This is a genomic window from Escherichia sp. WS547 (assembly GCF_046486065.1).
In the GTDB taxonomy this organism is placed as follows: Bacteria; Pseudomonadota; Gammaproteobacteria; order Enterobacterales; family Enterobacteriaceae; genus Escherichia; species Escherichia coli.
Map to the genome: position 1 here is coordinate 1 of NZ_JBJQMA010000007.1, position 12,569 is coordinate 12,569.

General features: G+C 47.7%; 11 protein-coding genes and 1 pseudogene. 8 read left to right on the top strand and 4 right to left on the bottom strand.

The window, feature by feature from the left end:
- Positions 1-111: 111 nt before the first annotated feature.
- The 3 genes and pseudogenes from ACJHWK_RS08050 to ACJHWK_RS08060 all read left to right on the top strand — a co-directional run.
- Positions 112-657: pseudogene (locus tag ACJHWK_RS08050) on the top strand (3'-5' exonuclease); the annotation flags it as partial.
- A gap of 72 nt (positions 658-729) precedes the next feature.
- Positions 730-981: an excisionase family protein gene (locus ACJHWK_RS08055; protein ID WP_000005552.1), complete on the top strand. Its 252-nt coding sequence runs from the start codon at positions 730-732 to the stop codon at positions 979-981.
- Positions 982-1,015: 34 nt separating this feature from the next.
- Positions 1,016-2,296, top strand: coding sequence for a site-specific integrase (locus ACJHWK_RS08060; protein WP_000876958.1), 1,281 nt, complete (start codon positions 1,016-1,018; stop codon positions 2,294-2,296).
- Between the two features lie 187 nt (positions 2,297-2,483).
- Here the strand turns inward: ACJHWK_RS08060 and ACJHWK_RS08065 are convergent, their stop codons facing one another.
- The 3 genes from ACJHWK_RS08065 to ACJHWK_RS08075 form a co-directional block, all read right to left on the bottom strand.
- The gene (locus ACJHWK_RS08065; RefSeq protein ID WP_000836037.1) at positions 2,484-3,503 is read right to left on the bottom strand and encodes a Zn-dependent oxidoreductase; all 1,020 of its coding nucleotides are present in this window, start codon (positions 3,501-3,503) and stop codon (positions 2,484-2,486) included.
- 11 nt (positions 3,504-3,514) lie between these two features.
- On the bottom strand, positions 3,515-4,729 hold the full coding sequence (rspA, locus tag ACJHWK_RS08070) for a starvation-sensing protein RspA (RefSeq protein ID WP_001295394.1): 1,215 nt from the start codon (positions 4,727-4,729) through the stop codon (positions 3,515-3,517).
- 205 nt (positions 4,730-4,934) lie between these two features.
- Positions 4,935-5,261 carry a YnfA family protein gene (locus ACJHWK_RS08075; RefSeq protein WP_001314753.1) on the bottom strand — a complete coding sequence of 109 codons (327 nt, stop codon included), beginning with the start codon at positions 5,259-5,261 and terminating at the stop codon, positions 4,935-4,937.
- Positions 5,262-5,395: 134 nt separating this feature from the next.
- On the opposite strand from ACJHWK_RS08075, the gene ACJHWK_RS08080 reads away from it, so the two are divergent.
- Both ACJHWK_RS08080 and speG read left to right on the top strand, forming a co-directional pair.
- Positions 5,396-5,737: a DUF1283 family protein gene (locus ACJHWK_RS08080; RefSeq protein ID WP_000705205.1), complete on the top strand. Its 342-nt coding sequence runs from the start codon at positions 5,396-5,398 to the stop codon at positions 5,735-5,737.
- A 34-nt stretch (positions 5,738-5,771) separates the two neighbouring features.
- The gene (gene speG / locus ACJHWK_RS08085; RefSeq protein WP_001138584.1) at positions 5,772-6,332 is read left to right on the top strand and encodes a spermidine N1-acetyltransferase; all 561 of its coding nucleotides are present in this window, start codon (positions 5,772-5,774) and stop codon (positions 6,330-6,332) included.
- A 2-nt stretch (positions 6,333-6,334) separates the two neighbouring features.
- Here speG and ACJHWK_RS08090 read toward each other — a convergent pair whose 3' ends face one another.
- Complete coding sequence (locus ACJHWK_RS08090; protein WP_001445899.1) at positions 6,335-7,045, bottom strand: YnfC family lipoprotein; 711 nt, start codon at positions 7,043-7,045, stop codon at positions 6,335-6,337.
- Between the two features lie 107 nt (positions 7,046-7,152).
- Here ACJHWK_RS08090 and ACJHWK_RS08095 point away from each other — a divergent pair, with 107 nt between their 5' ends.
- The 3 genes from ACJHWK_RS08095 (at position 7,153) to ynfF (ending at position 12,567) form a co-directional block, all read left to right on the top strand.
- Positions 7,153-7,458, top strand: coding sequence for a DUF1161 domain-containing protein (locus ACJHWK_RS08095; RefSeq protein WP_001295396.1), 306 nt, complete (start codon positions 7,153-7,155; stop codon positions 7,456-7,458).
- A 198-nt stretch (positions 7,459-7,656) separates the two neighbouring features.
- Positions 7,657-10,083, top strand: a complete 2,427-nt coding sequence (ynfE, locus tag ACJHWK_RS08100) for a selenate/tellurate reductase subunit YnfE (protein WP_001551145.1) — start codon at positions 7,657-7,659, stop codon at positions 10,081-10,083.
- A gap of 60 nt (positions 10,084-10,143) precedes the next feature.
- Positions 10,144-12,567, top strand: a complete 2,424-nt coding sequence (ynfF, locus tag ACJHWK_RS08105) for a selenate/tellurate reductase subunit YnfF (protein WP_072170800.1) — start codon at positions 10,144-10,146, stop codon at positions 12,565-12,567.
- The last annotated feature ends 2 nt before the right edge of the window (positions 12,568-12,569 follow it).

The window sequence follows — 12,569 nt, forward strand, 5'->3', positions numbered from 1 at the left end:
GTCTAAATAGGCTGATTCAAGGCATTTACGGGAGAAAAAATCGGCTCAAACATGAAGAAATGAAATGACTGAGTCAGCCGAGAAGTATTTCCCCGCTTATTCGCACCTTCCCTAATGATCGACCTTGAAACCATGGGAAAAAATCCTGATGCCCCGATCATCTCAATAGGTGCAATATTTTTCGATCCGCAAACCGGAGATATGGGACCGGAATTTAGTAAGACTATCGATCTGGAAACTGCTGGCGGAGTCATTGATCGGGACACCATTAAATGGTGGCTTAAGCAATCACGCGAAGCGCAATCTGCCATTATGACCGATGAAATCCCGTTAGATGATGCACTGTTACAATTGCGAGAATTTATCGACGAAAACTCCGGTGAATTTTTTGTTCAGGTTTGGGGAAATGGAGCCAACTTCGACAACACGATTTTGCGCCGTTCATACGAACGGCAGGGGATCCCCTGCCCGTGGCGTTACTACAACGATCGCGATGTACGCACAATCGTTGAGCTGGGGAAAGCCATAGACTTCGATGCCAGAACGGCTATTCCATTCGAAGGTGAGCGCCATAATGCACTTGATGACGCCCGTTACCAGGCAAAATACGTTTCAGTTATCTGGCAAAAACTGATCCCGAGTCAGGCTGATTCTTAATGTTCAACTGTCGCCGGTTGTGACTGGTATTCTGCAACCGGCGCTCGTCTGATGTAAGAGATAAAGAAATCGATGAGCGAAGTAATCATGATTGTCTCTCCCGGCAAATGGGTATCCGAAGAGCAGTTAATTGCGCTGAAAGGAATAAAAAAAGGTACGTTAAAAAAGGCCCGGGAAAAATCGTTTATGGAAGGAAGGGAATATAAGCATGTCGCTCATGACGGTATGCCATGGGATAACAGTCCATGCTTTTACAACCTGGAAGAAATTGATCGCTGGATTGAGCGCCAGGCATCAGCGAGACCAAGACGTCATCTTACTTGACTAAAAACCACACTAACTAATGAGAGAAGTTGAAATGAAATATCCGACAGGCGTGGAAAACCATGGAGGGAAATTACGTATCTGGTTTGTTTATAAAGACGTAAGAGTCAGGGAAAATCTGGGGGTTCCTGACACAGCAAAAAACAGGCGCGTTGCAGGTGAACTACGCTCCTCTGTTTGTTACGCAATAAAAACTGGTGTTTTCGACTATGCAAAACAGTTTCCCTCCTCACGCAATCTGGAAAAATTTGGTGAGGCCCGACAAGATTTAACCATAAAAGAACTGGCTGAAAAATTTCTGGCACTGAAAGAAACTGAAGTCGCCAAAACATCACTCAACACATACCGTGCCGTCATCAAAAATATCCTGAGCATAATCGGTGAAAAAAATCTTGCCTCATCGATTAATAAAGAAAAATTACTGGAGGTTCGTAAAGAGTTACTGACTGGATACCAGATCCCCAAAAGTAACTATATTGTTACACAACCAGGGAGATCGGCTGTAACTGTAAATAATTACATGACAAATCTTAACGCCGTGTTCCAGTTTGGTGTTGATAACGGTTACCTGGCAGATAATCCGTTTAAGGGGATCTCGCCATTAAAGGAATCAAGAACCATTCCGGATCCTCTTTCGCGGGAAGAATTTATCCGTCTTATCGATGCGTGCAGAAATCAGCAAGCAAAAAATTTATGGTGTGTTTCTGTTTATACTGGAGTTCGCCCTGGTGAGCTGTGTGCACTTGGATGGGAGGACATAGATCTGAAAAATGGAACAATGATGATCAGGAGAAATTTAGCAAAAGACCGTTTCACGGTACCAAAAACACAGGCGGGAACCAATCGGGTCATTCATCTTATTAAGCCAGCAATCGACGCTCTCCGGAGTCAGATGACATTAACGAGACTGAGCAAAGAGCATATCATTGATGTTCACCTCAGAGAGTATGGCAGAACAGAAAAACAAAAATGCACCTTTGTTTTTCAACCTGAAGTGTCAGCGAGAGTAAAAAATTATGGTGACCATTTTACCGTTGACTCAATAAGGCAGATGTGGGACGCAGCGATAAAACGTGCCGGACTCCGCCATCGAAAATCATATCAGTCGAGACATACTTATGCCTGCTGGTCGCTGACAGCTGGTGCTAACCCGGCATTTATAGCAAACCAGATGGGCCATGCAGATGCGCAAATGGTATTTCAGGTATACGGAAAATGGATGTCTGAAAACAATAATGCACAGGTAGCTTTGTTAAATACACAGTTAAGCGAGTTTGCCCCAACCATGCCCCATAACGAAGCAATGAAAAATTAATTTAATATTTATCAAATAGTTAACACGCATGACTCTTGAAATCCATAAATTCAAGCGCAGTGCCCAGCCATCCCGATACTGCTGCTTTCACCAAATCCTTAGTGCTTCTTTCGTGTTTTTCTATTGTCATAATGGTTATCTCTAAAAAAGAGGTAAGATGCGTACTACTTACTCGCCGTTATTGGTATTATTCAGAAAAAGTGAGTAAGACTTTGCAGCAATGTTTTTGATCCTGTTCAAATAAACTAATGGCATCAGCAACATGCTGGAAATCAAACGTATGGGTAATTAATTTTTCTGGTTTAATTAACCCTTTACTTAACCAGTCGATAACGACCGGGAATTTATTTGCATTTAAGCGTGAAGAGAAAATAGAGAGTTCTTTTCCGGTAATTCCTTGCTGAATCACTTCAGACGGTTCACTGGAGAAGCCCATCAATACAATACGTGCCGCTGGAGAAGCCAGAGTTACGGCCTCTTTCAGGATAGAAGGATGACAAGCCGCATCGATAATTAATGTCGGCTTTATGCCTTTTTCAGCGAAAATCTCGCCAAGCGGTGTCTGGCTGTTATTAATCGCCCAGTCAGCCCCGCTCTCTTTCGCTTTTTCCAGTCGTTCATCAATGCGATCGGCAACAATCACATTTTTAACGTTATAGACGCCTTTTAATACCTGAACGATCGTCAGGCCGATTGGACCGGCACCGTAAACCAGAACGGTATCATTTTCAGTCGGTTGACCATGACCGGTTACGTTCGCCGCAATGGTAAAAGGTTCGATCATCACCGCATATTGATCGGCCACTGCTTCAGGAATTTTCCACGCATTTTTTGCCGGAACCACGGCATATTCACTGAAACCACCGTCAGCGTGCACACCTAATACAGCCAGTGTTGTACAAACGTTCGGCTTACCTATAGAGCACGGATAGCAATGCCCACAGCTGACCACCGGATCGACAGCAACGCGTTCACCGACTCTGGCGCTTTCCACGCCTTCACCCACTGCATCAATGACGCCAAAAAATTCATGTCCAATGACGCGCGGATATTTCGCAAAAGGATTATGCCCACGATAAATATGGCTATCTGAACCACAAATTCCGGCAAGTTTCACTTTTACTCGTACTTCACCCGCTGACGGGGTAGGTATTTCGCGTTCGATAATTGCCAGTTGATTCGGTTTTTCAATTAAAATGCTTTTCATTATCTTACTCCTTACCAGTTCCACAGCGTGCCATCTTCCAGACGTGCGACTGGCAGATAAGCAGGTTCATAGGGATATTTCGCCGCCAGCTTTTCATCGAATTCGATGCCAAGACCCGGTTTGTCTCCCGGATGCATATAGCCGTTATCGAAAGTCCAGTTGTGCGGGAAGACTTCGAGCATTTGTTCGGAATAACCCATGTATTCCTGGACACCGAAATTGGGGACCCACAGATCAAAGTGCAGCGCCGCAGCCATGCAGACTGGTGACAAATCGGAAGGACCGTGTGAGCCAGTACGTACCTGATACAGCGAAGCAAAATCGGCAATCCGGCGCATACCGGTAATGCCACCCGCGTGGGTCAGCGTAGTGCGGATATAATCGATAAGTTGCTCTTCAATCAGTTGCTTGCAGTCCCAGATGCTGTTGAAGACTTCACCCACCGCGATGGGTGTGACGGTATGTTGGCGAATGAGACGGAAGCATTCCTGGTTTTCCGCAGGCGTCGGGTCTTCCATCCAGAACATGCGATAATCTTCAATGCTTTTACCAAAGCGCGCCGCTTCAATAGGCGTTAAGCGATGGTGCATGTCATGCAGCAAATGTTCATTAAAACCAAACTTGTTACGTACCGCGTCAAACAATTTCGGCATGAAATCGAGGTATTTCTCCGTCGACCACAGCTGCTCTTCCGGCCACTGTCCTTTGGTTGCGGGTTCATAAGCCAGACCTTTGCCTTTCGACATGCCGTAGGTGGTTTTCATACCAGGGATTCCGCACTGCACGCGGATGGCTTTGAATCCCAGCTCCTGATGACGGGCATAATCATCCAGAGCTTCATCAATACTGTGACCGGTGGTATGGCAATAAACCATCACCCCTTCACGAGACGCGCCGCCGAGTAACTGGTAAAGCGGCATGTTGGCAGCTTTGGCTTTAATATCCCACAGCGCCATATCAACCGCTGAAATGGCCGACATCGTAACCGGACCGCGACGCCAGTAAGCACCTTTATAGAAAAACTGCCAGATATCTTCGATACGGTGCGCATCGCGACCAATAAGCTGCGGACAAAGGTGATCCTGCAAATAAGAGGCCACGGAAAGCTCACGTCCATTGAGGGTGGCATCCCCAAGGCCCGTAATACCGTCCTCAGTGGTGATTTTTAATGTGACGAAATTACGCCCCGGACAGGTAACAAAAACTTCAGCCTTTACGATCTTCATGTTCGATTCCTTGCATCGCTTGTCGTGATGCATGAAATCTACGCAACTGAGCTACTACCATACAAGTATAAAGATCAAAAAAAGCCGGAGTGATCACAAAAAAAGGCGTATATTTGCGCCGTGAATGGTTGACAAAAGATGAAATAGAATATCTTTTGTCAGCTGACACTTACTTGTATCTTATTGATAAAATGGATTTATGTCCTTACGCGCGCCCCCAGCCCGCAACAATGATCAACATGCCGCAAAGCGCAATCAACGCCCCCGTCCAGTCATAAAGACTCAGTTTCACGCCATCCACAACACGCAGCCAAATCAACGCCGTGCAGACATAAACGCCACCATAAGCCGCGTAAACACGCCCACTCGCCGCAGGATGCAACGTTAACAACCAGACAAACAGTGCCAGAGAAATCCCCGCCGGAAGCAACAGCCAGATACTGGCGTTTCGTTTTAACCACAACCAGGGCAGAAAGCATCCAATAATTTCACACAGCGCAGTAGCAAAAAATAGTAACGTTGTTTTAATCATCTTTGTCACTTATTGACATCATGTATAGTTATAGGACGACATAATATCATCAATATAAACATCCTCCTGGTACGTTTTGCGTTCGCAGTGGATGGTGTAGAATCACCTTTAATCATTCATACAGGGAATGAGTTATGAAAATTACTCTCAGCAAACGAATTGGCCTGCTCGCTTTTCTGCTGCCTTGCGCAATGGCATTGAGCACAACTGTTCATGCCGAAACTAACAAACTGGTGATTGAGTCTGGCGACAGTGCACAAAGCCGCCAGCACGCCGCTATGGAAAAAGAGCAATGGAATGACACGCGCAATCTGCGTCAGAAAGTGAATAAACGCACTGAAAAAGAGTGGGATAAAGCCGACGCCGCTTTTGATAACCGCGATAAATGTGAGCAAAGCGCCAACATCAATGCCTACTGGGAGCCAAATACTTTGCGCTGCCTGGACCGTCGAACTGGCCGCGTTATTACCCCCTAACCTGTTATTGATTTAAGGAATGTAAGGACACGTTATGCCAAGCGCCCACAGTGTTAAGCTACGCCCGCTGGAGCGTGAAGATTTACGCTATGTACATCAACTCGACAATAACGCCAGTGTGATGCGTTACTGGTTTGAGGAACCCTACGAAGCCTTTGTTGAACTCTCTGATCTGTACGATAAGCATATTCACGATCAGAGCGAACGGCGCTTTGTGGTGGAATGTGACGGCGAAAAAGCCGGTCTGGTGGAGCTGGTGGAAATTAACCATGTTCATCGCCGCGCAGAATTTCAGATAATTATCTCCCCGGAATATCAGGGGAAAGGTCTGGCAACGCGTGCCGCAAAATTAGCAATGGACTATGGCTTCACCGTTCTTAATCTCTATAAGCTGTATCTGATCGTCGATAAAGAGAATGAAAAAGCGATTCACATTTACCGCAAGCTTGGCTTTACGGTTGAAGGTGAATTGATGCATGAGTTCTTTATTAATGGTCAATATCGGAATGCCATTCGCATGTGCATATTCCAGCATCAGTATCTGGCAGAGCACAAAACACCGGGTCAGACTCTCCTGAAGCCGACCGCACAATAGCATTAATAATAATCGATAGTATTTTTGATGGTGTAAACCCGTTCGACGGCGGGTTTTACTCCTTCATCAACAATGATTAGCTGACAGTCCACCGGATTGGCGTGACTGTCATATTCACAGCTCTGTTTTACATTACCAACTCGTTGATTATTCAGTAAAGTAACCGCTGTGTAATCTAATTTTTTGATCGGATCCGTTGATGGCGTAGCGCTAACAGATAATGTTTTGTCGTTACTTTTCGTGGTTTTACCCAGCGGATAACCCTGATCATCATAGCGATATTCCATCTGCATCTGTTTGCTGCTGGCTTTAATCACAAAGCCATTATCATCGGTTTCCCAACTCACCCCTGCAGAAGGTAATTCTGCTAGCTGGCATTTTCCCTGCAAACGAACTCTTTTCTCCAGTGTCTGGGCATCACGGTAATAATTGGCGTCCAGTACCAGGGCAACCACGGTATTATTTTCCAGATCCAGTAATTCGAGTGAATCAAAACAGCCTTCTTCCGACAAAGTCCCCGAAACACGTTTCGTCACTTCACCTTGCTCATCCATTAATGTCTGAGTGAAATCTTTTACCGGACCACGCAGCGGATCAAAATCGAATTCATTAGAGAAACTGGCCATCTCAGGGGTAAATGAAAGTGTTACCTCTGTGCGGTCACATCCTGTGAGGAATATCGCGAGTAAGCATGGCAGTAATTTGTATTTCACAACAGTCACCAGAGAGTAGAGATGATTCTCAATCATAGTAGCAAATACAGTACTTTACACGTTAAATGCTATGCTTAAAGAAGTTATCTTCGCGTAAGGAGCTTATGATGAAACTCTCAACCTGCTGTGCCGCGCTTCTGCTCGCCCTCGCCTCACCCGCGGTACTCGCCGCGCCGGGATCCTGTGAGCGCATACAGAGCGATATATCACAGCGCATTATCAATAATGGCGTACCCGAAAGCAGCTTCACGTTAAGTATTGTACCCAATGACCAGGTTGATCAGCCTGATTCCCAGGTCGTCGGGCATTGCGCTAATGATACGCATAAAATTCTCTACACCCGCACCACCAGCGGTAACGTCTCTGCTCCCGCGCAGTCTACCCAGGATGGCGCGCCTGCCGAACCGCAGTAATACATTATCGACTGCACGCCGGATACGACACATCCGGCGATTTGAACATACAACATAATCCCACCTTATTACTCATACCCTTCTATTGATATGGATTAATAATTCTTAACCCAAAATAGGTAGACTCCCTCTATTGTTAGCGCGCTAAATATTCAATATATAAACTTTTATATAACGATAAAGAACAGGGAGTGAGTTATGTCCAAAAATGAACAAATGGTGGGCATCAGCCGCAGAACACTCGTTAAATCTACCGCGATAGGTTCTCTGGCGCTGGCTGCAGGCGGTTTTTCTTTACCGTTCACCCTGCGCAGTGCAGCGGCAGCGGTACAACAGGCCAGCGAGAAAGTGGTCTGGGGTGCCTGTTCCGTCAACTGTGGTAGCCGCTGTGCACTTCGTCTGCATGTTAAAGATAATGAAGTGACCTGGGTGGAAACTGACAACACCGGCAACGACGAGTATGGCAATCATCAAGTACGTGCCTGTTTGCGCGGTCGCTCCATCCGTCGGCGTATTAATCATCCCGATCGCTTGAATTACCCAATGAAACGCGTGGGCAAACGCGGCGAAGGCAAATTCGAACGGATTAGCTGGGATGAAGCCCTGGATACTATCGCCAGTAGCCTGAAAAAAACCGTCGAACAATATGGCAATGAGGCTGTATATATTCAGTACTCTTCGGGGATTGTTGGCGGCAATATGACCCGCTCTTCACCATCAGCCTCGGCGGTCAAACGCCTGATGAACTGCTACGGCGGTTCACTCAACCAGTATGGCTCCTACAGCACCGCGCAAATTTCCTGTGCCATGCCCTACACCTACGGCAGTAATGATGGCAACAGCACCACGGATATTGAAAACAGCAAGCTGGTCGTGATGTTTGGTAACAACCCGGCAGAAACCCGCATGAGCGGCGGTGGCATCACTTATCTTCTTGAAAAAGCGCGCGAGAAATCGAACGCAAAAATGATTGTTATCGATCCGCGATATACCGATACGGCTGCTGGTCGTGAAGACGAATGGCTACCTATTCGCCCGGGCACCGATGCCGCGCTGGTTGCGGGTATTGCCTGGGTATTGATTAACGAAAATCTCGTTGATCAACCTTTTCTCGATAAATACTGCGTCGGCTATGACGAAAAAACCTTACCCGCAGATGCACCAAAAAATGGTCACTATAAAGCCTATATTCTTGGTGAAGGAGACGACAAAACAGCGAAAACGCCGCAGTGGGCTTCGCAAATTACCGGTATCCCGGTGGACCGTATCATCAAACTGGCGCGTGAAATTGGCACAGCAAAACCCGCTTATATCTGCCAGGGCTGGGGACCGCAACGCCAGGCAAACGGCGAGCTGACTGCACGCGCTATTGCGATGTTGCCTATTCTGACGGGCAATGTCGGCATCAGCGGCGGAAATAGTGGCGCGCGTGAATCGACCTATACCATTACCATAGAACGCCTGCCGGTGCTTGATAATCCGGTCAAAACGTCAATCTCCTGCTTCAGCTGGACAGATGCTATCGATCATGGCCCGCAAATGACGGCAATCCGCGACGGCGTCCGCGGCAAAGATAAACTGGATGTGCCCATTAAGTTCATCTGGAACTACGCGGGAAATACCCTCGTTAATCAGCATTCTGACATCAACAAAACGCATGAAATTCTGCAGGACGAATCGAAATGCGAAATGATTGTGGTCATCGAAAACTTTATGACCTCATCGGCAAAATATGCCGACATTCTGCTGCCAGACCTGATGACCGTTGAGCAGGAAGATATTATTCCTAACGACTACGCCGGTAACATGGGATATCTCATTTTCCTCCAGCCAGTCACCAGCGAAAAATTCGAACGCAAACCGATTTACTGGATCCTGAGTGAGGTCGCGAAACGTCTTGGACCTGACGTCTATCAAAAGTTCACAGAAGGTCGCACGCAGGAACAATGGTTACAACATCTGTACGCCAAAATGCTTGCCAAAGATCCGGCGTTACCGTCTTACGACGAACTGAAAAAAATGGGTATCTATAAGCGTAAAGATCCCAATGGTCATTTTGTCGCCTACAAAGCATTTCGTGACGACCCCGAGGCAAATCCACTTAAAACGCCTTCCGGTAAGATTGAAATTTATTCCAGCAAGCTGGCGGAAATTGCCCGTACCTGGGAACTGGAAAAAGATGAAGTGATAAGCCCACTGCCAGTTTATGCCTCAACCTTTGAAGGCTGGGACTCCCCTGAACGTAGAACCTTCCCACTGCAACTGTTTGGTTTCCATTACAAATCCCGTACCCACTCGACCTACGGCAATATTGATGTCCTGAAGGCAGCCTGCCGTCAGGAGGTGTGGATCAACCCTATAGATGCACAGAAACGTGGGATTGCCAACGGCGATATGGTGCGGGTGTTTAACCATCGTGGCGAAGTTCGGCTACCAGCCAAAGTGACACCACGCATTCTCCCTGGGGTTAGCGCTATGGGCCAGGGAGCCTGGCACGAGGCCAATATGTCTGGCGATAAAATCGACCATGGCGGCTGTGTGAATACGCTAACCACTCTGCGCCCTTCACCACTGGCGAAGGGAAACCCGCAGCACACTAATCTGGTCGAGATCGAAAAAATATAACCCACTACAACCATAAATTCTGGCATGACATTTTGTTTGAAAAGCAATAAGTGAGTAATGATGAAAATCCATACCACAGAGGCGCTCATGAAGGCTGAAATCAGCCGTAGAAGTCTGATGAAAACCTCCGCACTTGGCAGTCTTGCGCTGGCAAGCAGTGCTTTCACTCTGCCATTTTCCCAAATGGTCCGAGCGGCAGAGGCACCGGTAGAAGAGAAAGCGGTCTGGAGTTCCTGCACCGTTAACTGCGGGAGCCGCTGTCTGTTACGTTTGCATGTGAAAGATGACACCGTGTACTGGGTGGAGTCTGATACGACAGGTGACGACGTCTACGGTAATCATCAGGTTCGGGCATGTTTACGCGGGCGCTCTATCCGCCGACGGATGAATCATCCTGACAGGTTGAAATATCCCATGAAGCGCGTCGGCAAGCGCGGTGAAGGTAAATTTGAACGGATAAGTTGGGATGAAGCCCTGGATACCATCAGTGATAATCTTCGGCGGATCCTTAAAGATTACGGCAATGAGGCTGTACATGTCCTGTACGGAACAGGCGTAGATGGCGGAAACATCACCAACTCAAACGTCCCGTACCGTCTGATGAACTCTTGCGGTGGTTTTCTCAGTCGCTATGGTAGCTACAGTACCGCACAGATCAGTGCCGCGATGAATTATATGTTCGGTGCCAATGATGGCAACAGCCCGGATGATATCGCCAATACGAAACTGGTCGTTATGTTCGGAAATAACCCGGCAGAAACGCGGATGAGCGGCGGTGGTGTCACTTACTACGTCGAGCAAGCCCGCGAACGTTCAAACGCACGCATGATCGTCATCGATCCACGTTATAACGACACTGCTGCCGGGCGTGAAGATGAATGGCTGCCCATTCGCCCTGGCACCGATGGCGCACTGGCCTGTGCGATTGCCTGGGTACTGATTACTGAAAACATGGTCGATCAGCCATTTCTCGACAAATATTGTGTTGGTTACGATGAAAAAACGCTGCCCGCCAACGCACCACGTAACGCGCATTATAAAGCCTATATTCTGGGCGAAGGGCCTGACGGCATAGCTAAAACGCCGGAATGGGCAGCAAAAATCACCAGCATACCGGCAGAAAAAATTATCCAGTTGGCACGAGAGATCGGTTCAGCAAAACCTGCTTATATTTGTCAGGGTTGGGGGCCACAACGACACTCCAACGGCGAACAAACGTCCCGCGCTATTGCCATGCTTTCCGTTCTCACCGGTAACGTCGGCATAAACGGCGGCAACTCAGGTGTACGCGAAGGTAGCTGGGATCTGGGGGTAGAATGGTTCCCGATGCTTGAGAATCCTGTTAAAACGCAGATTTCCGTCTTTACATGGACAGATGCCATCGACCACGGTACGGAAATGACCGCGACCCGTGATGGTGTTCGTGGAAAAGAAAAACTGGATGTCCCCATCAAGTTTTTATGGTGCTACGCCAGTAACACATTGATCAATCAACATGGCGACATCAATCACACCCATGAGGTGCTTCAGGATGACAGCAAGTGCGAGATGATTGTTGGCATTGACCACTTCATGACTGCCTCGGCTAAGTATTGCGATATCCTGTTGCCCGACCTGATGCCAACAGAGCAAGAAGACCTTATCTCTCACGAATCTGCCGGGAATATGGGCTATGTGATCCTCGCCCAACCCGCAACCTCAGCAAAATTTGAACGCAAACCCATCTACTGGATGCTGAGCGAAGTCGCCAAACGCTTAGGACCAGACGTTTATCAAACCTTTACTGAAGGCCGCAGTCAGCACGAATGGATCAAATATCTCCATGCGAAAACGAAGGAACGTAACCCTGAGATGCCCGACTACGAGGAGATGAAAACGACCGGGATCTTTAAGAAAAAATGCCCGGAAGAACACTACGTCGCTTTCCGCGCATTCCGTGAAGATCCACAGGCAAACCCGTTGAAAACACCTTCGGGGAAAATCGAAATTTATTCTGAACGACTGGCGAAGATTGCAGATACCTGGGAATTGAAAAAAGATGAAATTATTCATCCCCTTCCTGCGTATACCCCAGGTTTTGATGGCTGGGACGATCCCCTGCGGAAAACCTATCCACTGCAGCTAACGGGCTTCCACTACAAAGCGCGTACCCACTCCAGCTACGGCAATATTGATGTGTTACAGCAGGCCTGCCCACAAGAGGTGTGGATCAACCCCATTGATGCTCAGGCACGCGGTATCCGTCATGGCGATACCGTGCGGGTATTTAACAATAATGGAGAAATGCTGATTGCCGCAAAAGTGACTCCGCGTATTCTGCCTGGCGTTACCGCCATCGGGCAAGGTGCGTGGCTTAAAGCGGATATGTTTGGTGACCGGGTCGATCACGGCGGCAGTATCAATATTCTGACCTCTCACCGCCCTTCACCGCTGGCAAAGGGAAACCCGTCGCACAGCAATCTTGTCCAGATCGAAAAGGTTTAAGG